Consider the following 26,226-nt stretch of genomic DNA (forward strand, 5'->3'; position numbering starts at 1 on the left):
AGGGAGCGTGCAATTTGTGGGAGGGGCTTTAGCCGCGATCTAGCGGGCTCAGTTGGCGGTACGCACGCGCGTCCATACGCGGTCGTACTGCCGCAGGCCCTTGCCGAGATCCTCGAAGATCTGCAGCTTGGCCATCACCTCGGCCGGTGGGTTGACCTGCGGGTTGTCCCGCAACTCGGCCGGCAGCAGCTTGAGCGCCTCCTTGTTGGGCGTGCCGTTCATCTGCTGCGCGGTGTTCAGTGCGGCGATCTCCGGCTGCAGGAAGAAGCTCATGAAGCGCTTGGCGTTGGCCTTGTTCGGCGCGCTCTTGAGCACGCACATGTCCTCCTGGTACAGGGTCGCGCCTTCCTTGGGGATGACGTAGGCGAGGTTCTGCGGGTCCTCTTTCACGTACATCATGGCGCCGACGAAGTAGTGCGCGGCAGCGGCGTCGCCGGCCTGCACCATCGGCACGCTGTCGTAGGTGAAGGCGGAGATCAGCGGCTTGCGTTCGATCAGCCAGTCGGCGGCCTGCTTGAGCTCGGCCGGGTCGCTGCTGTTGACCGACTTGCCGTCCTTGATCAGGCCAACACCGAGGGTTTCGCGCATGTCGTCGAGCATGATCACCTTGTTGCCGGCCTTGGCCTCGGCGAAGAAGTCGTCCCAGCTCTCGATCGGCTTGGAGACCTTGTTCTTGTTGTAGAGGATGCCCACGCTGCCCCAGGCGTAGGGCATGCAGTATTCGCCCTTGGGGTCGGACTTGGAACGCAGGAAGGCGGGGTCGATGTTGGCGAACGCGGTATCCTGGTTGATGTCGGTTTTCTCCAGCAGGCCAAGGGCAGCCATGGTGTCGTGCATGTGCACCGAGGGGAAGACGATGTCGTAGCCGCGGGCGCCGGCCTGCAGCTTGGCCAGCATTTCCTCGTTGCTGCCGTAGGTGTCGAGCGACACCTTGATGCCGGTCTCGGCGGTGAAACGGGTCAGCACCTCGGGGTTGATGTAGTCGCCCCAGTTGTACAGGCGCAGTGTTTCGGCGGCCTGGGCGGCGCCTGTGACGAGGCTGCTGCCGAGAGCGACACACAGGGCGATATGACGCGATGTGAGCATATTCCTGTTCTCCACTGTTATGGCCGCGCCGGGCGCAGCACTTGCTTATTGCGGCAGGAAGCGCGAGCGTCGACTGCGGGACGGAAGGCTCTAGCGGCTTTCTTCGCCCGGGCGATGGCCAATCGGCAGCTCTTTGCGTTACGGCTGCAGAGTAGAATATATTTATTCCAAAGATCAATAATCTGACATTTAAATGTCAGATCGATTTGGCATGAAAGGGACGCGAACATGCTCGATGGCAAGATGCAGCACCTGGAAGGCAAGTTGACGCCGGCCGAGCGAACCCTGTGGGCCTATATCCAGGCCAACCTGGAAACCCTGGCCTTCGAGAATGGCGCCAGCCTGGCCGCCAAGAGCGGCGTCAGCCCCAATACCGTCAGCCGCTTCCTGCGCCGGCTCGGCTACAAGGGCCTGAAAAGCCTGAAGGACGAACTGCGCGACGAAGTGCGCGTGCAGTCGCTGCTCAACCCGGCGCTGATCGAACGGGTCGAGCAGCCGGAAGATCTGGTGACCCACCTCAACGAGGAGATCGAAGCCCTGCGCGCCTTCGCCGAGCTGCTCGGCAGCCAGCACTGGCGTGACATCGTGGCGCGCGTGGGCGATGCCGAACGGGTGTTCGTCTGCGGCTTCCAGACCATTCGCGGGCTGGCCGAAGACTTCGCCAACCGCCTGGCCCTGGTGCGCTCGGGAGTCGAATTTCTCGACCTCTACAGCGGCGTGCTCGGCCAGTGGCTGGACAGCCACAATCAGCGCTGCTGCGTTATCCTCATTGATATCGCACCCTATGCCGACGCTGGCATCGCCTTCGCCAACAACTGCCTGCAGCAGAACACCGACCTGGTGGTATTCACCGACGAATACGGCATCGCCAAACATATCGACACGCCGCATATCGTCACCATGAAGACCAAGACCGGGCTGATTCTCGAGTCCACCGGCGGCCTGACCAGCGCCCTGAACGTGCTGCTGCACTGCGTGGCCAGCGCCCGCAAGGACCAGCTCAAGGAACGCCTCGCCGCCTACCGGGCGCGGGTCGAGAGCCTCAAGCTGTATCGCAGCTGAGGCTCTCGACCGCTCAGCGTTTTTCCCGCGCCCACCCTGCAAGGTTGAAGCTGGTACTGGGCCGCGAACCGCGCATGGCGCGCTCCCACATTGAAGGTAGCCCGGGTCGAGCGCAGCGACACCCGGGAAGATGCCCTGGGTATCGCGTTGCTCAACCCAGGCTACAGTTGGCGTTCAGTCCGTAGGATGGGGGCAACCCATCAACACCACCGATGGGCTTCACCTAAGCGGCCCGACCCATCCTACAGCGTGGAAGTCGGCGTTCAGCTTGGCTCGCACAGGTAATCCGCTAACCGCTGGAGCAGCGCATCACAGCCCTGCAGCTGCTCGACGCTGACGAACTCGTCGGGCTTGTGGCCCTGCTCCATGCTGCCGGGGCCGCAGACCACGGTGGGGATGCCGGCGCCGTCGAACAGGCCGCCTTCGGTGCCGAAGGCCACGGTGCCGAAATCACTCGAGCCGCAGAGCCTGGCCAGCAACCGCGCTGCTTCGCTATCCGGCGGTGTAGCCAGACCCGGATAAGCGCTTAGCGCCTGCAGGCGGATGTCGCTGGTGGCGCTTACCGCCTGCATCCTCGGCAGCAATTGCGCGGCGGCGTACCGTTGCAGTTCGTCCGCCACGCTCTGCGCGTCGAAGCCTGGCAGGGCACGCACTTCGAAATCGAATGCGCATTCGGCCGGCACGATGTTCAGCGCGCGGCCACCCTTGATCAGGCCGGTCTGCACGGTGGAGAAGGGCGGGTCGAAGCGTGGGTCGTGGTGCTCGGGCTGGGCCAGGCGTGCGCCGATATCACCCAGGTGGCCGATCAGCCGCGCCGCGTATTCGATGGCGTTAACGCCGTAGGGGGCGTACGCCGAATGGCAGGCCGCGCCATGCACTTCGCAGCGCATCGCCAGCTTGCCCTTGTGGCCGAGCACGGGCTTGAGCTCGGTAGGTTCACCGATCAGGCACAGAGTCGGTTTGTGCGGGCGTTTTTCCAGCTCGGCGAGCATCGAGCGCACGCCCAGGCAGCCGACTTCCTCGTCGTAGGAAAACGCCAGGTGCACCGGCACCTGCAGCGGGCGTTGCACCAGGCACGGCACCGACGCCAGCACGCAGGCGATAAAGCCTTTCATGTCCGCCGTGCCGCGGCCGTACAGGCGCCCGTTGCGCTCGGTCAGCCTGAATGGCTCGACCGTCCAGGCCTGGCCGTCCACCGGCACCACGTCGGTGTGGGCGGACAGCACCACGCCGCCGCGATCACGCGGGCCGATGCTGGCGAACAGGTTGGCCTTGGTGCCCTCGGCGTTATGGAGCAGCTCGCTGGCCACGCCGAAGCCCGCCAGGTACTCGCGGATGAATTCGATCAGCTCGAGGTTGGAATCCCGGCTGACCGTGGCGAAACCGATCAGCCGCTCGAGCAGGGCGCGGCTGCCTGGCTCATTCATCGCCTGGCACTCCATAGCTTGGCGCTGCCGTGGGGTCGAGGGCGCGAGTCAGGTAGTCCTGCATCTGCGGGCGGTAGGCTTGCCACAGGCCGTCGAGCTGGCCGATGGGGTTCTCATCTGCCCAGTCGACGCGCAGGTCGATGATCGGCCAGACCAGATCGCCCACCACCTTGAGCGCCGCCGAATGCACTGGGCCGGCTTCGCCGCCGGCGGCCATCGCCCCATGCAGGGCGGCGAGCAAGCGGTCGGCCAGTTGCCCGCTGGCGCTTTCGAAGGCCTCGACCATGGCCTGGATCACCGCCTCGCCTGCCAGTAGGTTACCTGCCGCCACGCACTGCTCACCGGCCACCGCGTTGTACAGCCCCAGCGCCTCATTGCCACTGAACAGCGCGGTGCGGCCCTGGTTGTCGATCACCGTGACCTGGCGGTACTGGCTCCAGCCGTTGGCACTCAGGGCGCGCTGCAGCGCATCGCCGGGCTCCAGCGCTTGCTGTTCCAGCAGGTCGAGAATCTGCGGGCCAAGGGCGGGCAGGGTGACGTTCTGGGTGGCCACCGCGCCCACGCCGGCCCGCAGCCAGGGGCAACGGGCGCCGACGGCGATGCTCGACGAACTGATGGCGATGCCCAGCTGGCCGGTGTCCGCGCAGCGACCGACGATGGAAAAGGTCATGCAGGCCTCCTTACTGGGCTGGCCAGTCGTCCGGGATCACCGCGATCACGTCGATTTCCATCAGCCACTGCGGCTGGCCGAGGGCCGAGACCACCAGCCCGGTGGAAATCGGGAACACGCCCTTGAGCCATTTGCCGACCTCCTTGTACACCGGCTCGCGGTAGCGCGGGTCGATGATGTAGGTGGTGGTCTTGACGATATGCGAGAGGTCGCTGCCGGCTTCTTCGAGCAACTGCTTGAGGTTCTTCATGGCTTGCTCGGTCTGCGCCTGCGGGTCGCCGAGGCCGACCAGCTTGCCGTCGAAGTCGGTGCCCACCTGGCCGCGCACGTACACCGTGTTGCCGGCGCGCACGGCCTGGCAGAGGTCGTTGTCCAGGGCCTGGTTGGGGTAGGTGTCCTTGGTGTTGAACATGCGGATACGGGTATGGGTGGGCATCAGTTGACTCCCTGCAGGCGGGTGACGGGGACTGCGGCCTGGCGCTGCTCGGCATCGCGGTAGGCGGTGTATTTGCGCTGGGTGGCGATGTGGTCGGCGACGTGCTTGGCGTCGTGCCACACGCCCCAGATGAACGACGAGCCGCGGCGCGACAGCCACGGCAGGCCGAGGAAATAGATGCCCGGCTCGCGGGACACGCCGCGTTGGTGCTGGGGCTTGCCGTTGGCATCGAAGGTGTCGGCTTCCAGCCAGCTGAAGTCGGTGGCGAAGCCAGTCGCCCAGATGATCGAGGTCACGCCGGCGTCAATCAGATCCAACTCGCGCAGCGGTTCGGTCATGCAGGCAGGATCTGCAGGGATGACGCGCGCCTCGGGTTCTTCCGGCAGGTCCAGGCCGTTGCGGGCGATGTAGGCATCCGCGGCATCGAGCAGCGCCAGGTAGTTTTCGTCGCCACGGCGGATGTTGTCGGCCAGGTCGTCGGCAAACTGCACCACGCCGTTGTCGAACGAGCGGGTCAGGCCGACCAGGGTCATGCCCTGATGGGCCAGGCGGCGGAAGTCGATGGTCTTGCCGCCATAGGCGCCGCTGACCGCGATGGTCACGTGTTCGCGGCCGGCCTTCGGCGTCTCCTGGTCCCACTCGCCGAGCACGCCCAGCCACCAGCAGAAATCCCGGTTGCGGTAGCTGCGCGGCGGCCGGTCATGGGCCCCGACCGACAGGTACACCTGGCGGCCGGACTGCATCAGCTCATCGGCGATCTGCGTGCCCGAGGAGCCGGCGCCGACTACCAGCACGGCGCCGGCGGGCAGCTGTTGCGGGTTGCGGTAATCGGCGGAGTGGATCTGCATCAGGCGCGCATCCTGCGGGGCGATGGCGGGAATCACCGGGCGCTGGAAGGGGCCGGTGGCGGCCACCACGCGGTTGGCTTCGATCAGCCCCTCTGAGGTTTCCACGCTGAAACCAGGGCGATTGGCGTTGCGGCGTACCTTGTGCACCTCCACGCCGGTGCGGATCGGCGCGTTGAAGCTGCGCGCATAGGCTTCGAAGTAGGCGGCCACCTGTTCCTTGCCCGGAAAGGCGTCGTCGTCGATGTCGAATTGCAGCCCGGGGAAGCGGTCATGCCAGGCCGGGCCGTTGGCGACCAGCGAATCCCAGCGCATGCTGCGCCAGCGTTCGGCGATGCGTTCGCGCTCCAGCACCAGGTGCGGCACGCCCAGTTTGGTCAGGTGCTCGCTCATCGCCACGCCGGCCTGGCCGGCGCCCACCACCAGGGTGTCTGTTCGGGTTGTTTCGACAGCCATCGTTGCGTCCCTCTGAAGGAGGCCGGGCGCCCATGCACAGGGATGCCCTGGCCCGGGCGCACGAGCCGTTCGTGCGTTGAGGCCATTGTGTTCAGCGCTGGGCAATAGCGAAATTAGCGTTTTTGTAGTCGTTGCCCAGCAAAAAGCTGGGCATCGCCGCGGGGGAGGGTCAGGCGGGCTGTTCGCTGAGCATCACGCGGTTACGGCCGCCGCCCTTGGCGGCGTACAGGGCAACATCCGCGGCGGCGACCAGGTCGGCGGGCGTCTGCATCGTCTGCCCGGGGATGCACGAGGCGACGCCGATGCTCAGGGTCAGGTTGGCGTAGGGCGAACCCTGGTTGGCGATCGCCAGCGCCTCGACGCCGGCGCGAATGCGCTCGGCCACTGCCATGGCCGATGCGCTTTCCGAGCCCGGCAGGATCAGCGCCAGCTCCTCGCCGCCGTAACGTGCGGTGGTGTCGGCGCTGCGCCGGGCATGCTGCTTGAGTACCGCAGCCACCTGCCTGAGCGCGTCGTCGCCGGCCGGGTGGCCGTACTGGTCGTTGAAGCGCTTGAAGTAATCGACGTCCAGCAGCACGAACGACAGCGGCTGGCGTTGAGCGGCAGCGAGCTGGAAGGCGGCGTGCAGCGCTTCGTCCAGGCGCCGGCGGTTGGCCAGGCCGGTCAGGGCGTCCTCACCGGCGATGATCTGCAGGGCGTGGTTGGCCAGCGCCAGGTCGCGGTGCATGCTCTGCAGGCGCGCCTCCATGCGGCCCTGGCGCCCCAGGGCACGCCAGATCAGCCAGCCCATGGCGATCACAATCACCAGCACGCCGCCGCTCAGCGACCAGGTCTGCAGCGCGCGGGTGCGCCAGGCAGCCATTGCCTGCTCTTCGCCCAGCGACGCAGCCACCAGAATCGGGTATTCGTCGCTGGTATCGAAGCCATAGATGCGCTTCACACCGTCGATCATCGCCGTAAGCACCATGCTGCCGCGCTTCACGCCGTTTTCGTTGACCGCGCGCAGCACCGGGCTCTTGGACATGTCCAGGCCGGCGTTCTGGGTGGACTCTCGCGACCTGACCAACAGCGTGCCGTCACGCTTGACCATGCCGAGCACGCCCTGGCTGCCGACATCGATGCTGCGGTAGAAGTCCACGAAGCGCTGGATCAACAGCGTGGCCAGCACCACACCACGAAACTCGCCGTTGGCATCGTTCAGGCGCAGGGTCAGGGATATCACCCAGTCGCCACTCATGCGGCTCTGGATGGGCGCGCCGATGTGCAGGCCGGTGGCCCGATGGGTGCTGTGCAGCACGAAGTAATCGCGATCCCGCGCGGTGTGTTGGGTGGCGGCATTGGGCACCGTGGTGAGCAGCGGGAGGCCGTCGGCATCGAGTACGGTGAAGCCTTCCACATCGGTGAGGATCGCCGACTGCGCACGTGCCACCTCGAGCACTTCGCGCAAGCTTTCGGCGCCATAGCCGGAGACCTGCAGCTTGCGCTGGATGCCGATCAGCACCGTATGGGCGTCACGGATGGTCGACTCCGCCTGCCGGGTCAGCGCCGTCGACAGGTTCTCCATATCCGCCACGTGCTGACGCAGCGCCTCGCGCCTATCCCACTCGACCTGCAGATAGGTGAGCAGCAACACGGCCACACCCACCACACTGGTCATGATCGCGACCAGGCGTCTGAGGTGAGCAATCTTGGAAGTCTGACTCGTCAAGGGAATGGCCCGGCTAGGCTGATTGGGCTCGTATCGGCAGCGTGAGCGGGCACGGCGGGATAGGAACGTCGTGCAAATTATGAACAAAGCGGCGGGGGGATTGCACGTGGTTTTGCTGCGCGCGGGCACGCAATCGTTTGCCACGCGCTGTACCATTTCACACCTGCGAACACGCCAGGCTGTATCGGATTGGCACTCGGCAGAGTGCATCGGTATACTCCGCCAGCCTTCTGGGGGCCTATAGCTCAGTTGGTTAGAGCAGAGGACTCATAATCCTTTGGTCCACGGTTCGAGTCCGTGTGGGCCCACCACCTTAAAAGCCGCGCACTGCGCGGCTTTATGCTTTCTAGGGTAGTGACCTCACAATTGGCTCCATGGCCAAAAGGTACAAAATCGGTACAGTACTGGTTAGTCAGTCTGCCTTTGGAGTCCTTTTCATATGGCAACAATCGTCAAAACCCCTTCCGGCACTTGGAAAGCCGTAGTCCGCAAAACGGGCTGGCCGACCAATGCAAAAACCTTCCGCACCAAGCGCGACGCCGAAGACTGGGCACGCCGCACCGAAGATGAAATGGTGCGTGGCGTGTACATCCAGCGCAGCGGCTCCGAGCGCATGACGCTGGAAAAAGCTTTGGAGCGCTACCTCGCTGAGGTGACCCCCAGCAAGAAGCCCACTACTCGCAAAGCCGAAGCTACCAAGGCAAAGCAATTGATCCAGCACCTGGGCAAGTATTCCCTGGCTGCTCTGTCAGCTGAAGTCATTGCCAAATACCGCGACACAAGGCTCGGCACTCTCAGCAAGCGCTGCCTCCCAACCAGCAACAATACCGTGCGGCTTGAGCTGGCACTGCTAAGCCATCTTTTCACGGTAGCTATCCAAGAATGGGGGCTGGGCCTGACCTTCAACCCGGTGCTGAATATCCGCAAGCCGAGCCCTGGAGATGGCCGCGACCGCAGGCTATCCGCAGACGAAGAAAAGCGCTTGCTCGCTGCAGTGAACAGTCACAGCAATCCCATGTTGGGATGGATCGTTCAAATCGCCCTAGAAACGGGCATGCGGTCGTCGGAGATAACTGGCCTACGTTGCCATCAGGTAGACCTGAAAAAGCGCGTGGTGCGCCTTGCAGACACGAAAAACGACAGTGCCCGTACCGTCCCTTTGACCAAGCTAGCCACCGAGACATTCAAGGCCGCTCTGGCGAACCCTGTTCGCCCCAAAGACTGCAACCTGGTGTTCTTCGGTGAGCCTGGAAAGGACGAGAAACGCCGTCCTTATGCCTTCACCAAAACCTGGGGGATGCTGAAGAAAAAACTCGGAATGCCCGACCTTCGCTTCCACGATCTACGTCATGAAGCGGTCAGCCGGCTGGTCGAGGGCGGCCTATCCGATCAGGAGGTTTCGGCCATCAGCGGACATAAGTCGATGCAGATGCTCAAGCGCTACACGCACCTGCGTGCTGAAGACCTTGTGGGCAAGCTGGATAAGCTAGAGAGGAAAACGACTAGGCGCGGTAAGCAACGGGCTGACGACTGATCAGTAGCCATGCAGCCCTAGACGTAGTTCACGAATCACTGAGGGTTTTTGCTGACTCAGCTTCGGTCACTGCCCTCAGGCGTCTTCGCTGTCTGGTTTGTAGAAAAGATCCCAGCTGCTCTGGTGTGTAACGCGAGGGTCTTGTCCGTGTACAGGATCTGACTTTAGGTCGAGAGATTTCCTCTCTTCAAGATGGCGCTCCCACGGACGATCAGTGCCTAGCACCCTGCCAAGGTGCTCAGCACGAGATTCCTCTCGGCGCTCCCAAGCGCTGACGAGCTCCTGGTACTCATCGCTGTCTGCCAACTGATAAGCAACGTCAACTAGATCACTGCCTACCCAGTGCGCCAAAGGGAGCGTCCGCTCCACTGCCGCGAGACGTGCATCGTCGCTCTCCAGATCGATCTCACCCTCTTCATACAGACGCTTTGCAAGAGAAATGGATTTACTGAAATACGTTTCGGCGCCAGGTTGCTCTGCATGGAGAAACTCAGGAAATGTCAGCGCTGTTAATGGCGCGACATGACCATTAGCTGCATCGGTCACGCCCGTGACCAGCCAAAACGCATATTTCGGCCACAAGTGGGCTATCGACTCGATCATGGCGGAGGTCGGCTTCTGCTTGCGAGAGAACGCACTACGCCAGCGCGCGGACGGAATGCCTGTGAGCTGAGACAGCTTTTCCCAGAAGCCACGACCGGCGTAAGGCGGCTGACTCCATAGACTGAGCAGTGCAGAAAATGGCCCTTCGTGCCCCTTCAGACTCTCTAGGTCAGCCGGAGACATCTGCTCCTTCAGAATCAGAATGACGCGGTCTTCAATCGTGCTTGACATCTTAAGTCTTCGCTCATAAAAAGTACCTAATGTCCAAAATATGGACATTAGGTGTTTTTTAAGGACTCTTACGCCTTTTTGCGTAATGAGCGCAGTGTATCGCAAGCCATACAAGGAGTCGCAAGATGACAGTCGAAGAAACCCTGCTGAACCGTTACGGCGGCTCACCACTGCTTTCCCTCGAACAATTGGCGGAGGTACTGCACCGTAGCAAGGACGGCTTGAGGATCTCCTTAAGCAGCGATAACGAAATGTCTGCGAAGCTGCGTTCGTGCAAGGTCAAAATCGGCAGACGGATTTACTTCAAGACCTCTGCAATCGCGCGCGTAATCGAAGAAGCCTGATCGCTATGAGCATCAAAGCCATGAACTGGGCATGGGAGCAACCGCTCCCGCCTGTTCCGAAGCTGGTTCTCATGGCACTTGCTGATAACGCAGATGATCACGGCTATTGCTGGCCGAAGATGAAGACGATTGCAGCAAAGTGCAGCACTTCGGAGCGCACAGTTCAGCGCACCATCAAAACCTTGTTGGCTGCGGGTCTACTGAAGAAGGACGCTCGATTCAGTGCCAGCGGCCGGCAGGTTTCTAATGGATACACGCTCGCGTTGACCTACCCCGACAAGTTGTCACCCTCACCCAAATGCAACCATGGGGAGGGTGACACCTGTGTCACCCCCGGGGTGACACAGCTATGTCAGGGGGAGGGTGACAAAGCTATGTCACCCCTAGAACCACCATATGAACCTTCATATGAATCATCAGTAAGGGGCACGGCAAAACTCACGCGGTTGAGTGCGCTTGAGAGTCAACAGGTCGCCCAACTGATCAGCTCAATTCCCGCTGATCAACAGCAGGCGATCACTAACCAACTGGTAACCGCACTGGACAAGGGGGCCATCCATACTTCCCCATCACGTTGGTTGAAAGCCGTTATTCGGCGGACAGGGCGCAACATGCATCCACAGAGGGCGCCAGAACTCTCGGAAGAGGGCTATGTAGAACGTCTAATTCAGGGCGGGATATCCCCTGAGGATGCTCAGCGTATAGCCCAGAAGACCTTCAGCCGGCGCGCGATCAGCATGAGTGAGCATACAAGGTTGCGCCCCTTGCGCCTTCAAACTGCCAACGACCGCGGCTAAACCAGCTGCGCGCTACCTGCCGTCTGTGTGCGCCGTCATTGGCGACTGAAGTTCGCTGAGTAGTCTGAACCACCGCTTAGCACAGACCCACGAGTTCTCTACGCCCCACTTTGTTGCCCTACCAAAACCCAAGGGCTAGACTGCGCCCGTCGTGGTAAATCCCGCGACCGGGAGTCGAAACCCGTGTTGTCTGAGGGCGCGGCAGCGTTCATAGCTGCGTGGCTGGTGTATCGCACCTAGCTACTGCATTTCTATGGCGGGCCGTGCGGGGCAGGCTTTTGCCTGGCCGGTTCCCTCGGACGCCGGTATTTCGACCCCCGTACGGTTCGCCACCATTACCGAGTCGAAACGGCATTGGTGGCTCCTCTAACTGTCCGAGGAGCATAAGGAATGCGCTATCCCTTTTTTACCCAAGAGCTCCGCCTAGGGCCTCCTGACATGCTGGCCACCTTTCGCCTGGAGGTGCACCATGGCTGAGTTCGAATCCTGCGTTGTACCTTTCCCACTGCAGCGTAGTCCGCTGCATGAGTCTGAACGTTCTCACCTGCCCTCTGAAGCTGCTGCTGAAACGCGTGCGGTCATGCTTGGCCATTTGCTTGATCAACTGGCTGAGCCTGAAGGCATACCACCTGACGACATGCGCGTGCGTATCGCAGCCTACTCTGCGCTGGATCTTCTAGACGAGATGGTGGTGCTCTATCGCCGTGCGCTCTCTGAAGTGCGAGGAGGTGCTGCATGAGCAAGGAAATCGAGACATGCCTGCCCTCCTACGATGGTCAACCAGGTTTTGAAATCACCTGGTCAGCGGACTGCAAGGAGGCATTCAACCGAGGCGTGAAACTGGCTCAGTTCTGGCTCGACAGTGTCTGTAGCGGATGGCTATGGGCAGTCATGATCGCCGAGCGTGATCTGCTGCCTCGGGCCATTGACAGGCGCGCCTTCGAGGTGGGGTTCCTTGGTCGCTTACATCAGCGCTTATGCTCTCAAAAGTGCTGCGGACATCCGGTTAACCCCATTCTTTAGAGCTGTAAGCAGATTATCGTAAGCCGGCCTTGCCGGCTTACGCTAGACACACATGCGGAGTTAACTTTAGGAGCGCCCCGCTAGACGGGTGCCCAGAAAGACGAGAACGGCCAGAACCGAACCGTCGTGCCCTATGTTAAATCGCAATTCAGATGTCCGAAGGGACGGTATTTGAAAGGTCTTGCCGAAAAAACCGAAGATCTCAAACTGCAGCTTGTAAGCCAGATCTGTCCTTCAAGAACTCGGCCCCAAGGGCATCGTAAACATCATCGACGGCATCACACATAGCAATCACAATTTCATTCCATTGAGCAGACGATTTTGGCTCCGCCTTCATAGCTGGGCGAAAATGAACATGAGAATTCCTAAGCTTATATATGCTTCTAGCACACTTGCTTGAGGAGTAATCGATTAACTCAGCTACGTCAAATTCAAATGCAGATAGAATTTTTGATCGCGTATCACTAGATGAGAGTGCCAAAATACTAGCAAGTGCATCCTGCTCTTTAGGCCTCCACGACAATTCTTCTTCTAGCAGATACGCGAGCTCAGCCAGAGAGCCCTTGTGCGAAATTTTCTCTACTAACCCTTTCAACTTTAGTGCGGTGTACAATTGCTCCAAGCAACGATACAAATCCAAAAACAATGATGGCCAATTATATGACAGCAACCCTTGCAGCGGAAGGCTAAATGGAATTGTATCTGCGCCTGCTTCAAATAAGCTGAGGAGCCTCAATCGTAATCGGTTATCAACCTCCAGCGGGTGCCCTGGGTAACCTGCCGCAATATATGCCCCAGCAACACGCTCCAATGCTTCTAAATAAGGAGCATCCACGCCTGCACGCATTTTTACGAAGTATAAGCTTGGGAAAAGCGGGGCGATATCGCTTAGCTCGTGCCCAGCGTATCCAGGCTGTCTAGCATACTGCTGCTCTAATATATCTCTTGCCTGAGATGCTGTCCCCAGTGCTTGTAATTCAGTGCAGTATACGACACACGCAAAGAGGCCCGGAGTTGGCTCCACTTCATCGAGATTGGTGGGCAATTGATCAGGAATCGCTAAACCACTAAAGCAATAGTATCTATCATGGCCATTTTCAATGGAGATCGCAAAAGTCCTTGTGCCTAACGCAAGGACTTTGACCTCAGCATTTACCATAAGACGTAAATCGTCGTCGTCCTTGCGCGCAAGCCACCTTATATTTTGATCCGCTAAGTAATGAGGGTCTTGAGCCAATGCGGCGGCATGTATTTGGTCAAAAATGTAACTCGACATTTTTATTTTGTTTCTAGACATATTATGCCCGCCAGCACGGTTCCATGTTGGGTACGTTAAAGTTTTCCTCAATTAACACACGGAACGCTGCCTCGAAAAATGATCGTTCCCATCTACCAACCGCCGAACTCGGCTTTCGGGACAATTTCTCAGCTAAAACGTCTAGCAATATGAAGTCCTCTAAATCTTCTCCGTTTAGATTGTTGATTTTATGTACTAAGGCAGCACAAGATTTCTCTAGCGACGAGCATCTCTCCTCACTAACCTCTTCATCTTTGTCCATCCCAACTCTGCCAAGGATGTTGACTGCGCATGCCACTACGAAACCAACTCGTGCGGCTTGCGTATCAAAAATATTACGCCCTCTGACTAGCTTTCTTGCTTTTACTCCCACCTCTAAACTGTCGGAACTATCAGAAATATCTGCGGCATCGACATTGGCTACTTCATTGTATCTCGAAAGAGCAATATCAAAATCAACTAGCATCTGTACGACTCTATAAAAATAGTGGTCATACTTCTTGTTTGTAAGTGCATCCGCGATATCCAAGCGTGAAAACTCATCAGCCAAACTTTCTTGAGTGTCGACCTCAGTTCGGCGCAAGCCAAAGGCTATGTAAGATTCAATTAATGAGTCTGTTTTGAATTCGCCTCCTTGCCATCGTCTTTCCGGCCCTTGCAGAAGTCTGCGAAAATTAACTTTCTGATCAATAGTTTTTACGAGCGGAGCATAAACAACCTCAAGCTGTTGCTTCAGGTTCCATGGCACTTGTCCCGTATTTAGAACAAGCATTCGATATATAAGGCTCTCAGTGCCCTTCGCAATCCATGCTTCCACTCTAATCACGTGGCTGCCAACTTCCTCATCTAGATTCAATGCCTCTTTAAGGGCAGTGGTGCGTTGCATTCCATCAATGATAGACAAGTCTTCATAGTACTTTCTTAATAGAAGCTTCACTTGATCGGCTTCTGAGATGCCTTCTATAGTTAACCAGTCCTCATAGCTAGCGACTATACCTATAACCAGAGGTGGGATGACGGCTCCTCTTTTCAGATCCTCAACTAGCCTAGTGCGAATTCGTTTCGCTGTGGTCGTTTTAAGCGCTTCACGTTGATGTCGAATTCCTCCCCTGTTCAGATAAGCTTTTTCTGCGAGGCCAAGATAGTCGATAACATCGAATTCGACTAAGGCGGACCAGCAATCTACTCTGGTGTCCTGGATTTTACTTAAATAACTTTTATCTGACATCTCGCACTCCGCGCCCTGTGTGCCAACGTTAGGTTGAAAATCAAAATTTCTATATTCTTACCCAGTGCATCTGGCAATTGCTACCGAAAATCTTGATGTGGTCATCTATATAAATTTCTTTTGGTGCTAACCGACTGCTTCGAATCGAGAATAGTCTGGCCTTTAGGCCAGCTCTGGCAGACTTCGACAGGTTACCGACGACGAAATCGTAGTCGGCCTGGAACGCAGTCACAGCCCACCTGTCATCTCGCTAGCATTTAGCTGTCTTACAGCTGTTCACCTGACGCCACCTGCAGCGTAGCGCCACTGCAAGCCGTCGAAGGTATGCATACTAAGGCAGTGGCGTCGGTAGCGCCGCTGCTGGCCTATTAGACGTGCGTCGTAGACGCCATTGCGGCCAGACGTTTGGCCTTAGATCGCCGGAGTCGCTCGCCACAGTTTTGGCATATCTATCACTGCGCTGGCGGGCGATAGGTGCATCGAATTGATGTCGATTGTGTGTGCGGTCAAGCTTTGTTGACTTGCCATCTCCTTCCGCCCGGCGAGCGTAGAGCCCCGTTCTATCTACTTAGTCATTCGACCCAGCGGTTCAAAATGTATAGAAAAGATGGAGGGCAAGATAAAAGGGGGCGGCACTCCGTTGGCCCGAAAAGCAGCCTGCACGGGGGGTGGAGACGGCACCCAATCAATGCACCTGCGTGCCGCCTACACCGTAAGCCTGCGTCAGCACTGGCTCTGAGGCGTGCCTAATACGCCAGGCTACGATCAGGCTGGAGGTCGGATGGTCTTGCATTGACGGTTAGCTGTCCGGCTAGCTAGCCGATACGCACTGGGTCTCCGAGTGGCTCAATGCCATGGTCAAACTCGGCTCATCTTGGTTAAGCTGGCCTCACTTATGCAGGATAAAGCCATACAGGGCTTATCAAGCGGGAACGCAACCGAAGGATCGACCATGCCGGCCAGTAGTAACTTTGCCTTTCTCCAGGAGCACGACCCCGTTTTCCTGCAGCTTGCGAGCACTGCCGAGCAGGTCTTTGCCGCCGATCCCAACACCACGCTGATCAAACTGCGTCAACTCGGCGAGGCGCTGGCTCAGGACTTGGCCAGCCGCGCCGGTATCGAGTTCGACACCACTACCACGCAGTCTGACCTGCTCTACAAACTCAGCCGCGAGATCCAGCTGGATCAGAACATCCGCAGCCTGTTCCATACCCTGCGCGTCGAGGGCAACAGGGCCACCCATGGGTTCCGCACCCAGCATCGCGAGGCCATGGATGGTTTGAAGGTCGCCCGCGCTCTGGCTATCTGGTATCACCAGTCGTTCGGCAAGAATGCTCATGCGTTCAAACCTGGCCCCTTCGTCATGCCCGCAGATCCCAGCGCACCGCTGCGCGATCTGCAAAGCCAGATCGAACAGCTCAAGACGCAGCTCAGCGAGTCCAGCCAGCAACTGGAGAGCAACCAGAAACTGGCCGAACTGCTCAAGCAAGAGGCTGAAGAATACGCCGTGCTTGCCGAGCAGATGGATGCCGAATCGCGCAGCCATAAGCAGCTAGCAGCCGAACACGAAACCGCGTTGCAAAAGCTGCGCAGTGAACACGAAAAAAGCCTCAAAGCCCTTCAGCAGCAACTGGCGGCCCAGCCACAAGCCAGCCAGCAGGTCGCCAAGCTGACTCAACAGGCCAGCAGCAGCTTCGATCTATCCGAAGACCTCACCCGCATCTTGATCGACCAGCAGTTGATCGACGCTGGCTGGGAAGCCGACTCTCTCGACCTCACATACGGAAAGGGCGCACGCCCGGAGAAAGGTAAGAACAAGGCCATTGCCGAGTGGCCCACCAGTAGCCCCAAGGCTTGCGCCGACTATGTGCTGTTCGCTGGCCTCACGCCCATCGCCATGGTTGAAGCCAAGCGTAAGCGCATCAATATCGCCGACCGCATCCCCCAAGCCGAGCGCTATGCCCGTGAGTTCAACTTGGCGGCCGAGTATCAACAGCCCTGGCTGCTAGCGGGTCAGACCCAGCCCTGGAACGATGGCCAGGGTGGCCTCTTCCGCGTGCCCTTTGCCTTCGCCTGCAACGGCCGGCCCTTTATCAAGCAGCTTGCCGAACAGTCCGGCACCTGGTTCCGTGACCTGCGCAGCCCGGCCAACACACGCCGTCCGCTGCAAGATTTCCACAAACCCGATGACCTACTCGACCTGCTAAAACGCAGCCAGGCAGACGCCGAGGCCAAGCTCAAGGCCGAAGGCTTCTCCTACCTCAAGCTGCGCGACTACCAGGTGAAAGCCATCCAGGCCGTGGAGCAGGCCCTGGCCAATAATCAGCGTGACTGCCTGCTGGCCATGGCTACCGGCACCGGTAAAACCCGCACCATCATTGGCCTGATGTACCGATTCCTGAAGGCTGAGCGTTTCAAGCGCGTCCTGTTTTTGGTTGACCGCAGCGCCCTCGGCCAGCAAGCCATTGACTCGTTCAACGACACCACGCTAGAGCAGAATCACACCCTCGCGCAGATCTACGACATCAAAGAGCTGGGCGACATGGCCGCCGAGGCGGAAACCCGCGTCCAGGTCGCTACCGTGCAAGCCATGGTCAGTCGCATTTTCCGCTCGGATAACCCGCCGCCCGTGGGCGAATTCGACTGCATCATCGTGGACGAAGCCCACAGGGGTTACACCCTCGATCAGGAGATGACCGAAGGTGAGTTGGCCGTGCGTGATCACAGCCAGTACCTCTCGCAATACCGCCGAGTGCTCGACCACTTCGACGCTTGCCGCATCGGCCTCACCGCAACCCCAGCCAAGCACACCAGCGAAATTTTCGGTAAACCGGTATTCACCTACAGCTACCGCGAGGCCGTGGCCGACGACTGGCTGGTGGATCACGAACCACCGATCCGCTATGAAACCCAGCTCAGCAAGCACGGTATCCGCTTCGAGAAAGGCGAGTCGGTCAGCGTCATCAACACCCAGACCGGCGAAGTCGACGTAGCCGAGCTGGAAGATGAACTCAACTTCAACATCGAGTCGTTCAACCGCCGCGTGATCACCCCGGCTTTTGACAAAGTCATCTGTGATGAGCTGGCCAAGGAGCTGGACCCCTTTGGCGACGAGAAGACCATGATCTTCTGCGTCAATCAGGCCCATGCCGAGCGGGTCAAGAACCTGCTCGACGAAGCGTTCAAAGAGGCCTACGGCGAGCAATACAACGAAGCGGCCGTGCGCATCATCACCGGGCAAAGCGACAAGGTTGAGCAGCTGATTCGCCGCTACAAGAACGAGCCGAACCCCAATATCGCTATCACAGTCGACCTGCTCACCACCGGTATCGACGTACCGAAAATCTGCAACCTGGTGTTCATGCGCCGGGTGCGCTCGCGCATCCTCTACGAGCAGATGAAAGGCCGCGCCACCCGTCGCTGCGACGACATCGGCAAAACCGTATTCCGCATCTACGACCCCGTCGATCTTTACGCCAGCCTGGAAGCGGTTGACACCATGAAGCCCCTGGTGAAGAACCCCAACATCAGCCTGGAGCAACTGGTCAGCGAACTCACCAGCGGAGCCAGCTTTGACGCACCCGGCAGCCAGGACGAAAGCAGCCATGCCCATGACGTGCTCGACCAGCTAAGCCAGCGCGTCATGCGTATCCTGCGCAAGGCCCAGCACAAGGCGGAGGACAAACCCACCCTGAAGAAAAAGCTCGATGAGCTGCAAGACGTGTGGGGCGTTGAGCCGGCCCAATTACATAAACATCTGCACGACCTTGGCCCGCAGCAAGCGGCCAACTTCGTCCGCCAACACAGCCAGTTGCTCAACCAGCTCGCTGCCGTCAGCGCCCTGCTCGGTTCGGAGAACTACCCGGTTATCTCCACCCACAGCGACGAACTGCTGCTGCGCGAGCAAAACTACGGAAAAAACCAGAAGCCGGCTGATTACCTGGAAAGCTTTAACGACTTTATTCGCAGCCAGCTCAACCAATCTGCGGCCCTTGGCGTTGTGGTCAACCGCCCCAAGGACCTGACCCGCGAACAACTGCGCCAAGTTCGGCTCCTGCTCGATCAGCACGGCTTTAGCGAGGCCAGCCTTAAAAGCGCCTGGCGCAACCAGACCAACCAGGAAATCGCCGCCAGCATCATCGGCTTCATTCGCCAGGCTGCCATCGGCGAGGCCCTGCTGCCCTTCGATCAACGCGTTGCCAAGGCCATGCAGACCATCTATGCCCAGCAACCCTGGACGCCCGTGCAACGCAAATGGCTGGATCGCCTAGCCAAGCAGCTGGTGCATGAAGTGGTCATCGACCTTCAGCAGGTCAACGATGCCTTCCGTAACGACGGTGGCCGCAAAGCCCTGGATCGCACCCTGGGCGGCAATCTGGAACGGGTATTGGAAGCCTTGAATGACAACCTGTGGTCGGCTGCTGGATGAAAGGTCCGCAATCCTTCCATTTCAACCAGAGAGAAACCGGCGCACAACGTGCGTCAGGCTTTGCTGTAGGGCCGTTCCGTCCATCCGAGCAGTGCCAAATACCCTGCAAAATAATGCCAAATCTCTTGCAAAACGATGAACTGGTGCATAACCTCTCACGCAACACACCCGCCATGCCTATGGTTGCTTCGGCAGCTACGCACAAATTGAGCGGGTTTTTTATGCCCTATTGTTTTTCCGCATGAAGCCCTTCAGCAAGCCCGCCATTGATATTCCTGCGCAGCTGACCCTGCTCAAACAGCGCGGGCTTACCATCCAGGATGAAGCCAAAGCGCACTGCTTTCTGGAAGCGGTCAGCTTCTTCCGCCTTACGCCCTACATGCGCCCATTCCAGCTTTCGGAAGATGCCGACCACGGTTTCAAGTCCGGCACCCGCCTGCATGCACTCACCCGTCTGTATGACTTCGACCGTCGCCTGCGCCTGCTGGTCATGGATGCCATCGAGCGCATAGAAGTCGCGGCCAGAGCCGCCATTAGCAACCACATGGGGCCGCAATATGGCTCGCACTGGTATCTGCAGCCAAAGTTCTTCCAGCGCGGCTATCGGCACCAGGCGCTGCTCGACAGCATCCGCAGCAAGCAGGACAAGGCTCTCCAGGACCATCTGCGCGAATGCCAGCGCATCGATGCCTCCCACGCGTCTGACGCCCGCAAAGAGCAGCTCAAGTGCATGCGCGCCAAGGAAAGCTACGCACGCCATTACGCCCTGACGTACAACACCCCCGACCTCATGCCCGCCTGGGCGGCCATGGAGGAAATCACCCTGGGTGATCTCTCGCACCTGTTCAAGGGTCTGGCCCGCGACGCCGACAAAAAGGCCATAGCCAAACGCCTGAAACTACCGGCCCCCCTTCTACAATCCTGGCTGCACACTCTGACCACCATTCGTAATATCTGTGCGCACCACGCACGCCTGTGGAACCGCGAGCTGGGTATCCGCCCTGAACTACCCAGGACAGTCAATTTCCCCTGGCCGCAACACCTGCAACAACCCGGACAAGATGCCCGCCTGTTCACCGTGCTGTGCATCCTCAACCTGTTGATGCGCCAGGTTAGCCCGCATACCAGTTGGGACAGGCGTCTGCACGACTTACTGGCAGAATTTCCAGAAATAAACCTACGGGCCATGGGCTTTCCGCCCGACTGGCAGAACGACCCGTTCTGGCAAACACCCGACTAAGCCTCCCTATTTCCCCGTGAGCCGAATAGCCGATGTATTCGGCTCACGTCATGAGCCAATTAGAGATCACCCCCATGACCAACTCCGACATTGTCCAGAAGCTCTGGAACCTCTGCGACGTGCTGCGCGACGACGGCATCAACTACAGCGACTACGTCACCGAACTGGTCTTGCTGCTGTTTATCAAAATGGAATACGAGCAAGTCCAGAATAACGATAGCTTCGCCCACAAGCTGCCCGAGCGGGCACGCTGGCCCGATCTGGCCGGCAAATCCGGTCTTAACCTGCTCGACCACTACCGGCAGATACTGCTGGACCTAGGCAAGAACAGTGACCCGCTGATCGCCGCCATCTACGCCGACGCGCAGACCCGCCTGAAAGAGCCGCGCCACCTGGAACAGTTGATCAAAAGCCTGGACGGCATCGACTGGTTCAGCGCCCGCCAGGACGGCCTCGGCGATCTGTATGAAGGCCTGCTGGAAAAGAACGCCAGCGAAACCAAATCCGGTGCCGGCCAGTACTTCACCCCGCGTCCGCTGATCGACAGCATTATCCGCTGCATCAAGCCACAGCCCGGCGAGGTGATTCAGGACCCGGCTGCCGGCACCGGAGGCTTTCTGATTGCCGCCGATGCCTATATCAAGCAGCACACCGACGACCTATACGAACTCAATGACAAGGAACGCAGCTTCCAGCGCAACAAGGCCTTCATTGGCATCGAACTGGTACCCGGTACCCGCCGCCTGGCCCTGATGAACACCCTGCTGCACGGCATGGAAGGCGACGAAGAAGGCGTGGTGCACCTGGGCAACGCCCTTGGCCAGGTCGGTGCCAGCTTGCCCAAGGTCGAGGTAATCCTCTCCAACCCACCGTTCGGCACGGCCAAAGGCGGTGGCGGCCCAACCCGTGACGACCTCACCTACAAGACCAGCAACAAGCAGCTGGCCTTCCTCCAGCATATCTACCGTGGTCTCAAACCGGGCGGCCGCGCTGCCGTAGTGCTACCGGATAACGTGCTGTTCGAAGCCGGCGTCGGCACCGAGGTGCGCCGCGACCTGATGGATAAGTGCAACCTGCATACCATCCTGCGCCTGCCCACCGGCATCTTCTACGCTCAGGGCGTCAAGACGAATGTGCTGTTCTTCCAGAAGGGTACTGCCGACAACCCGCGCCAGGAACAGGGCTGCACCCAGCGCGTATGGGTCTATGACCTGCGCAGCAATATGCCCAGCTTCGGCAAGCGCACGCCCTTCGGTGCAAGCCACCTCAAGCCCTTCGAGGATGCCTACGGCGAGGACGCCAGCGGTAACAGCCCACGTGCCGAGAATGTTGAGGGTATCGGCGAGCAGAGCCGCTTCCGCGTATTCAACCGCGAACAGATCCGCGAGCGTGGCGACTCCTTGGATATCAGTTGGTTGAAAGATGCCGATAGTTTGGAGGCAGCCGATCTGCCCGCCCCGGAAGTGCTGGCAGGCGAAGCCATGGCCGAACTGACCGAGGCCCTGCATGAGCTGGAAGAGTTGATGAAAGCGCTGGGTGCGGGGGATGAAGTGGCGGCGCAGAAGCAGTTGATGGCGGAGGTGATGGGGTTGGCGGTGGTTGAGGGGAATGGGGAATGAGTGAGCTGCCGGAGGGGTGGGCGCATGCCTGCATTAGCGACCTTGCTGACATAAATCCTAAGCAGGACTTCGATGATCACCTGCCGGCAGGGTTTGTGCCGATGTCCCACGCCCCAACCAACTTTCGCGACAAGCTGCGGTTTGACGAGCGCAACTGGGGCGAGATCAAAAAGGCTTATACAACTTTCAAAGATGGCGACGTGATTTTCGCCAAAGTGACTCCCTGCTTTGAAAACGGAAAAGCCGCACTTGTTGAGGGCCTTCCTAACGGCATCGGTGCAGGGAGTAGCGAATTTTTTGTGCTACGCCCAAGCAGCGAAGGTGTTTCAGCCAAATATCTATTGGCGCTGATCAAAAGCCGTGAATTCATGCTCGAAGGGGCAGCAAACATGACGGGGGCTGTAGGTCTTCGTCGCGTGCCTCGCCAATTTGTAGGAGGCTTCGCGCTCCCTGTACCGCCAGCGGCCGAACAAACCCGCATCGCCCAAAAACTCGATGAATTGCTGGCCCAGGTCGACACCCTCAAAGCTCGCATCGACGCCATCCCCACCCTGCTCAAACGCTTCCGCCAATCCGTCCTCGCCACCGCCGTTTCCGGGCGATTGACGGAGGCGTGGCGTGCGCAAAGCGGCCAACCCAATGAAATTTCAAATTGTAAGCTTGAGACTATTGCGCGATTCATTGACTACAGAGGGAAAACGCCAACCAAGGTGGAATCTGGAATTCCATTGATTACAGCCAAGAATATTCGTAAAGGTTATATATCCAGAGAGCCGAGAGAATACATACGCCCTGAAGACTACGATTCATGGATGACCAGAGGCATCCCCAATGTTGGGGACGTTTTAATTACAACGGAAGCGCCATTGGGCAATGTTGCAACAATTGATATACACGAAAAATTCGCGCTGGCTCAGCGGGCTATCTGCTTGCAATTCACCGAAGAGATCAACTCGAAATTCGCTGCAATAGAACTGCAATCCCCTCAATTTCAAGAAAAGCTTTTAGAGAAGGCAACAGGCACTACCGTCAAAGGCATCAAGGCATCCGTTCTAAAAAAAATGGATATCGCTTGCCCGTCGCTCGCAGAACAAACTGAGATCGTTCGCCGCGTCGAACAACTGTTCGCCTTCGCCGACCAACTGGAAGCCAAGGTCGCCTCGGCCAAAAGCCGTATCGACCACCTGACCCAAAGCATCCTGGCCAAAGCCTTCCGTGGCGAACTGGTGCCGCAAGATCCGAACGACGAACCGGCCAGCGTGCTGCTGGAACGCATCCAAGCCCAACGCGCCGCCACGCCCAAAGCCAAGCGCGGCAGAAAGGCCTCGGTCTAAACACGCCCCGCCCCCGCCAACACAGGAGCTGCCGCATGAACCCCAAGGACTGGATTGATTTGCTGCAGCGCTTGTTTGCCTGGCTCAGTGAGCGTCGCAACCCGGTACGCCAGCAGGCGGTACGCGTGCTGGAGACCTTTGAAGCTCATGGGGTGGCTCGTACTGAGATCAATGCTCTGCTGCCGGAGACGCTACAGCTTTCGGCTTACCAGTGGTCGAGTACCGATCAGCTCAAGCTGGCCTTGCGTCAGGCACATCTGGATTGGCTTGATCAGCATTTCGCGCTCGAAGAAGGCTGGCTAACCGGGAAAAGCGACTCAGCCCACCAGCACCTCTTCAGCTACAAAGCGCCGGAACGGCTACATCAATGGTTTCAGGAGCAGCGCACACCCCAGGCCGGCTTCGAGTTCAAACTGCATCTGATAACACCCGATACTCACGAAATCGGGCCGGACTCGGAAGGCTATTACGCTCTGGTTCTGGAGCAAATGGATGAGGACCACTCGGCGTGCAGGCGCTTTTACCATCTCACTGAAGGTGGGGATCTCAAGCATTGGCCGAGCCTGGTTCATCTTCTGCAGGTGTTGGCGATTGCCCATCACCACGGTGCCCTTATGCGCCGCTCGCAGCTGGATGCGGCTGCCCTGTATCAGCTGAGCCACCATAAAGGGCTTATTCCCAACTGGCTGGACAGGTGCCGCCCTCATCAGCTGGAAGCTGACCATGAGCTATGGCCGCATTTCTCAGGGCGTCCCACCTGGCTCGAAGAATTGCGTGCAGATGCCGAGCAGGACCTCTGTGATGCCAAACTGATCGAGGTCGTCGAGAAGATTCGTACGGACATTCAACGTTTCTCGCGTCAGCCCGGCACCATACGTGGCGATACAGCATCGAGGTGTTGATAGCTAAATAAATTTTATAACGGTTGCAGATTTTCCGTTGTTTCGCGCTGATCACTTATGGACGAACCGTGAGATGCGCAAAGTCGGTATAAGAAGCTAGTGCAGGTCAACGCGGCTGAGCTACCCGGGCTCCTTGGCAACCGCCGGAGCCGTTGCCGCGAGCTTACCCTATTCTGTAGCAGCGGCCATTGCCTAGTTGTACAAAGAAATAGCATATTGCTACTATTTGGTGTCGTCTGCTCCACCACTATAAATTGCCAAGGAAGGACCTTTTTTGTGAATGATTTCTTTATCTATGGTGTAGCGGTGTTCTCGGCTGCTGCTCTGGGTGGCGCTTACCTGCTCGTTAAAAAACGCGGAGTGAATACAGTCCAAATTCAGTCATCACCGGTATCTGTCGAAACAGCAGGTATAACATCAGCAGATATCATGCCGGCTGAGATGGGAACCGAGCTTATTGTTGCCGGTGTAGATGGGCGCCCCTTAGTAAAAACGCGCCTAATCACACAAGTCCCAGCGGGTGCTCCGACTTTTTCAGGGCAGAACGATGTTGCGGTCAAGCGGGGGCAGCAGCTCGCCGCAGACCTACTAAAAGGTGTCGTTACACTGCCAAACAAGACCCTCGAATTGGTTTTCGACCCAGAAATCCATAAAGGCTTGGTTGACGGCACGTTAACGATAATGGAAGCCGCAGGGGGCGGACAGAGAGCTATAGCGGTCGCCGGAAATGGGAAAATAGCAGGCCATGGCCGGCTTCTAGAGGCAGGTAAGGCTAAACAACTTGCCGCAGGGGCTTTCCATCTCCTGAGCATCGCGGTTGCTCAATCACACTTAGCTGACATCAATCGCAGCCTGACTGAGATTCAGGGAGCCATCGAGAGACTTCAACGAGCAATTGATGATAAAGATCACGCACAGCTTCGTGGATCAATGAATTACCTCGAGTATCTAGTGGGCTTTATGAGGGACCTAGAAACGCCCGATCTTTTTCCTCAGGAGAAACGCAACCAGCTCGAAGCCATCAAGCATCAGACTATGCAATGGATAGAGCAATTGCAGCTTGAGGCGTTGCGCTTGAAGGGCGATATCGAACAGCAGCAAGAGGTGGACACCTTTGGCACTGGTGAAACCCACAAGGCGTTGATGGTTCATGCTGCCAAGGTTAATGGGTTGCTGCAGAAGCGTGATGTGTTGCTGCGAATTCTCGCACTGCTAGATATCGGTACGGCATACCTGGATCCGATTGCTAGGGGAAAATGGACGCTTAGTTTGGGAGAAAAATGTGGTCAATCTTTCAAAGAAATAGACGCGTTGCTCACAACTCAGCGCGATCGATCAATTCAACTGCTTTCCAAAGCTACGTTCAATCGTAAAGGCACTTTAGATCAACGACGCAACGAATTGTTAAGTGAGAACGAGGGGATGCGTGTATTGACTCTGGAGCATCAGAAGACTTATGTCGCGACAGCAGACATCCTCACACAGCACTTAAAGAAATACCGCAATGAAAATCAGCCTATTCGTACTGCTTTGACATTTGATCAGCACGGTGAGGTATGTAAGGTCGCAATGCTGTGACCATTGTTAATGGCCGCCTTCGTTAATAGCCGATTTCACCCTAGTAATATTGCGGCGGTACCTTATCTGCCGTTGATGACGCAATGCTTGCGCCAGCGCTCCTGAGGTACAAAAAACAGTACACTGGCGGTACAGTGGCTAGCTTTTAAAGATTTCTATAGACTTCGCTCAAGCCCAGTAAAGACGCTGCTTTCAGCTTATTTTACTTGCGCTGAGTTGCTCACGCTTTTACTGGTATTGAGGCGTTTCTAGGTCACTCATAATCCTTTGGTCCACGGTTCGAGTCCGTGTGGGCCCACCACCTTCAAAGCCGCGCGATGCGCGGCTTTTGCTTATTAAGAATAACCGTGTCTGGCCTTCTTTGGCTTTCAGCGTCC

General features: G+C 58.3%; 21 protein-coding genes and 1 tRNA gene. 13 read left to right on the forward strand and 9 right to left on the reverse strand.

What is annotated here, in order from left to right; all coding sequences use genetic code 11:
- Positions 1-48 precede the first annotated feature (48 nt).
- Positions 49-1,086: a spermidine/putrescine ABC transporter substrate-binding protein gene (locus QYS36_RS14865; protein WP_308840216.1), complete on the reverse strand. Its 1,038-nt coding sequence runs from the start codon at positions 1,084-1,086 to the stop codon at positions 49-51.
- A gap of 228 nt (positions 1,087-1,314) precedes the next feature.
- On the opposite strand from QYS36_RS14865, the gene QYS36_RS14870 reads away from it, so the two are divergent.
- Complete coding sequence (locus QYS36_RS14870; RefSeq protein ID WP_308840217.1) at positions 1,315-2,148, forward strand: MurR/RpiR family transcriptional regulator; 834 nt, start codon at positions 1,315-1,317, stop codon at positions 2,146-2,148.
- A gap of 263 nt (positions 2,149-2,411) precedes the next feature.
- Here QYS36_RS14870 and argE read toward each other — a convergent pair whose 3' ends face one another.
- The 5 genes from argE to QYS36_RS14895 all read right to left on the reverse strand — a co-directional run bounded on the left by argE (position 2,412) and on the right by QYS36_RS14895 (position 7,639).
- Entirely contained in the window at positions 2,412-3,575 is a 1,164-nt protein-coding gene (argE, locus tag QYS36_RS14875; RefSeq protein ID WP_308840218.1) for an acetylornithine deacetylase, read from the reverse strand.
- The gene (locus QYS36_RS14880) at positions 3,568-4,245 is read right to left on the reverse strand and encodes a DUF1028 domain-containing protein (protein ID WP_308840219.1); all 678 of its coding nucleotides are present in this window, start codon (positions 4,243-4,245) and stop codon (positions 3,568-3,570) included. The genes argE and QYS36_RS14880 overlap by 8 nt, the downstream gene beginning before the upstream one ends.
- Positions 4,246-4,255: 10 nt before the next feature.
- Entirely contained in the window at positions 4,256-4,681 is a 426-nt protein-coding gene (locus QYS36_RS14885; protein WP_308840220.1) for a RidA family protein, read from the reverse strand.
- The gene (locus tag QYS36_RS14890; protein WP_308840221.1) at positions 4,681-5,982 is read right to left on the reverse strand and encodes an NAD(P)/FAD-dependent oxidoreductase; all 1,302 of its coding nucleotides are present in this window, start codon (positions 5,980-5,982) and stop codon (positions 4,681-4,683) included. The genes QYS36_RS14885 and QYS36_RS14890 overlap by 1 nt, the downstream gene beginning before the upstream one ends.
- A gap of 169 nt (positions 5,983-6,151) precedes the next feature.
- Positions 6,152-7,639 (reverse strand): diguanylate cyclase, encoded by a 1,488-nt coding sequence (locus QYS36_RS14895; protein WP_230124791.1) that lies wholly within the window; start codon positions 7,637-7,639, stop codon positions 6,152-6,154.
- 285 nt (positions 7,640-7,924) lie between these two features.
- On the opposite strand from QYS36_RS14895, the gene QYS36_RS14900 reads away from it, so the two are divergent.
- Both QYS36_RS14900 and QYS36_RS14905 read left to right on the forward strand, forming a co-directional pair.
- Positions 7,925-8,001 (forward strand) — tRNA-Ile (locus QYS36_RS14900).
- A 128-nt stretch (positions 8,002-8,129) separates the two neighbouring features.
- Entirely contained in the window at positions 8,130-9,224 is a 1,095-nt protein-coding gene (locus QYS36_RS14905; protein WP_308840222.1) for a site-specific integrase, read from the forward strand.
- 75 nt (positions 9,225-9,299) lie between these two features.
- On the opposite strand, the gene QYS36_RS14910 is transcribed toward QYS36_RS14905, so the two are convergent.
- Positions 9,300-10,058 (reverse strand): hypothetical protein, encoded by a 759-nt coding sequence (locus QYS36_RS14910; protein WP_308840223.1) that lies wholly within the window; start codon positions 10,056-10,058, stop codon positions 9,300-9,302.
- A 125-nt stretch (positions 10,059-10,183) separates the two neighbouring features.
- Between QYS36_RS14910 and QYS36_RS14915 the strand changes: the two genes are divergently transcribed.
- From QYS36_RS14915 to QYS36_RS14930, 4 genes are all read left to right on the forward strand, one after another.
- Complete coding sequence (locus tag QYS36_RS14915; RefSeq protein ID WP_027909889.1) at positions 10,184-10,402, forward strand: hypothetical protein; 219 nt, start codon at positions 10,184-10,186, stop codon at positions 10,400-10,402.
- Positions 10,403-10,407: 5 nt separating this feature from the next.
- Complete coding sequence (locus QYS36_RS14920) at positions 10,408-11,199, forward strand: helix-turn-helix domain-containing protein (RefSeq protein WP_308840224.1); 792 nt, start codon at positions 10,408-10,410, stop codon at positions 11,197-11,199.
- Positions 11,200-11,668: 469 nt separating this feature from the next.
- Complete coding sequence (locus QYS36_RS14925; RefSeq protein WP_308840225.1) at positions 11,669-11,938, forward strand: hypothetical protein; 270 nt, start codon at positions 11,669-11,671, stop codon at positions 11,936-11,938.
- The gene (locus QYS36_RS14930; RefSeq protein ID WP_308840226.1) at positions 11,935-12,222 is read left to right on the forward strand and encodes a LasR-specific antiactivator QslA; all 288 of its coding nucleotides are present in this window, start codon (positions 11,935-11,937) and stop codon (positions 12,220-12,222) included. Before QYS36_RS14925 ends, QYS36_RS14930 begins: the two co-directional genes overlap by 4 nt.
- A 202-nt stretch (positions 12,223-12,424) precedes the next feature.
- On the opposite strand, the gene QYS36_RS14935 is transcribed toward QYS36_RS14930, so the two are convergent.
- Complete coding sequence (locus tag QYS36_RS14935; RefSeq protein WP_308840227.1) at positions 12,425-13,519, reverse strand: hypothetical protein; 1,095 nt, start codon at positions 13,517-13,519, stop codon at positions 12,425-12,427.
- Between the two features lies 1 nt (position 13,520).
- Positions 13,521-14,747, reverse strand: a complete 1,227-nt coding sequence (locus QYS36_RS14940; protein WP_308840228.1) for a hypothetical protein — start codon at positions 14,745-14,747, stop codon at positions 13,521-13,523.
- A 952-nt stretch (positions 14,748-15,699) separates the two neighbouring features.
- Between QYS36_RS14940 and hsdR the strand changes: the two genes are divergently transcribed.
- The 6 genes from hsdR to QYS36_RS14970 all read left to right on the forward strand — a co-directional run bounded on the left by hsdR (position 15,700) and on the right by QYS36_RS14970 (position 25,849).
- Positions 15,700-19,176: a type I restriction-modification system endonuclease gene (gene hsdR / locus QYS36_RS14945; RefSeq protein WP_308840229.1), complete on the forward strand. Its 3,477-nt coding sequence runs from the start codon at positions 15,700-15,702 to the stop codon at positions 19,174-19,176.
- Positions 19,177-19,417: 241 nt separating this feature from the next.
- Positions 19,418-20,416, forward strand: coding sequence for an Abi family protein (locus tag QYS36_RS14950; protein WP_308840230.1), 999 nt, complete (start codon positions 19,418-19,420; stop codon positions 20,414-20,416).
- Positions 20,417-20,490: 74 nt separating this feature from the next.
- Positions 20,491-22,035: a class I SAM-dependent DNA methyltransferase gene (locus tag QYS36_RS14955; RefSeq protein ID WP_308840231.1), complete on the forward strand. Its 1,545-nt coding sequence runs from the start codon at positions 20,491-20,493 to the stop codon at positions 22,033-22,035.
- The gene (locus QYS36_RS14960; RefSeq protein ID WP_308840232.1) at positions 22,032-23,369 is read left to right on the forward strand and encodes a restriction endonuclease subunit S; all 1,338 of its coding nucleotides are present in this window, start codon (positions 22,032-22,034) and stop codon (positions 23,367-23,369) included. Before QYS36_RS14955 ends, QYS36_RS14960 begins: the two co-directional genes overlap by 4 nt.
- Before the next feature lie 35 nt (positions 23,370-23,404).
- Positions 23,405-24,271, forward strand: coding sequence for a hypothetical protein (locus tag QYS36_RS14965; RefSeq protein WP_308840233.1), 867 nt, complete (start codon positions 23,405-23,407; stop codon positions 24,269-24,271).
- A 276-nt stretch (positions 24,272-24,547) separates the two neighbouring features.
- On the forward strand, positions 24,548-25,849 hold the full coding sequence (locus QYS36_RS14970; RefSeq protein WP_308840234.1) for a hypothetical protein: 1,302 nt from the start codon (positions 24,548-24,550) through the stop codon (positions 25,847-25,849).
- Positions 25,850-26,226: the final 377 nt, after the last annotated feature.

It is taken from the genome of Pseudomonas sp. G34 (assembly GCF_031119625.1).
Lineage (GTDB): Bacteria > Pseudomonadota > Gammaproteobacteria > Pseudomonadales > Pseudomonadaceae > Aquipseudomonas.

Excerpts from the sequence above, each read along its gene's own strand:
- QYS36_RS14865 (WP_308840216.1), bottom strand. The coding sequence starts at position 1,086 with ATGCTCACATCGCGTCATATCGCCCTGTGTGTCGCTCTCGGCAGCAGC.
- QYS36_RS14870 (WP_308840217.1), top strand. The coding sequence starts at position 1,315 with ATGCTCGATGGCAAGATGCAGCACCTGGAAGGCAAGTTGACGCCGGCC.
- argE (WP_308840218.1), bottom strand. The coding sequence starts at position 3,575 with ATGAATGAGCCAGGCAGCCGCGCCCTGCTCGAGCGGCTGATCGGTTTC.
- QYS36_RS14880 (WP_308840219.1), bottom strand. The coding sequence starts at position 4,245 with ATGACCTTTTCCATCGTCGGTCGCTGCGCGGACACCGGCCAGCTGGGC.
- QYS36_RS14885 (WP_308840220.1), bottom strand. The coding sequence starts at position 4,681 with ATGCCCACCCATACCCGTATCCGCATGTTCAACACCAAGGACACCTAC.
- QYS36_RS14890 (WP_308840221.1), bottom strand. The coding sequence starts at position 5,982 with ATGGCTGTCGAAACAACCCGAACAGACACCCTGGTGGTGGGCGCCGGC.
- QYS36_RS14895 (WP_230124791.1), bottom strand. The coding sequence starts at position 7,639 with ATGACCAGTGTGGTGGGTGTGGCCGTGTTGCTGCTCACCTATCTGCAG.
- QYS36_RS14905 (WP_308840222.1), top strand. The coding sequence starts at position 8,130 with ATGGCAACAATCGTCAAAACCCCTTCCGGCACTTGGAAAGCCGTAGTC.
- QYS36_RS14910 (WP_308840223.1), bottom strand. The coding sequence starts at position 10,058 with ATGTCAAGCACGATTGAAGACCGCGTCATTCTGATTCTGAAGGAGCAG.
- QYS36_RS14915 (WP_027909889.1), top strand. The coding sequence starts at position 10,184 with ATGACAGTCGAAGAAACCCTGCTGAACCGTTACGGCGGCTCACCACTG.
- QYS36_RS14920 (WP_308840224.1), top strand. The coding sequence starts at position 10,408 with ATGAGCATCAAAGCCATGAACTGGGCATGGGAGCAACCGCTCCCGCCT.
- QYS36_RS14925 (WP_308840225.1), top strand. The coding sequence starts at position 11,669 with ATGGCTGAGTTCGAATCCTGCGTTGTACCTTTCCCACTGCAGCGTAGT.
- QYS36_RS14930 (WP_308840226.1), top strand. The coding sequence starts at position 11,935 with ATGAGCAAGGAAATCGAGACATGCCTGCCCTCCTACGATGGTCAACCA.
- QYS36_RS14935 (WP_308840227.1), bottom strand. The coding sequence starts at position 13,519 with ATGTCTAGAAACAAAATAAAAATGTCGAGTTACATTTTTGACCAAATA.
- QYS36_RS14940 (WP_308840228.1), bottom strand. The coding sequence starts at position 14,747 with ATGTCAGATAAAAGTTATTTAAGTAAAATCCAGGACACCAGAGTAGAT.
- hsdR (WP_308840229.1), top strand. The coding sequence starts at position 15,700 with ATGCCGGCCAGTAGTAACTTTGCCTTTCTCCAGGAGCACGACCCCGTT.
- QYS36_RS14950 (WP_308840230.1), top strand. The coding sequence starts at position 19,418 with ATGAAGCCCTTCAGCAAGCCCGCCATTGATATTCCTGCGCAGCTGACC.
- QYS36_RS14955 (WP_308840231.1), top strand. The coding sequence starts at position 20,491 with ATGACCAACTCCGACATTGTCCAGAAGCTCTGGAACCTCTGCGACGTG.
- QYS36_RS14960 (WP_308840232.1), top strand. The coding sequence starts at position 22,032 with ATGAGTGAGCTGCCGGAGGGGTGGGCGCATGCCTGCATTAGCGACCTT.
- QYS36_RS14965 (WP_308840233.1), top strand. The coding sequence starts at position 23,405 with ATGAACCCCAAGGACTGGATTGATTTGCTGCAGCGCTTGTTTGCCTGG.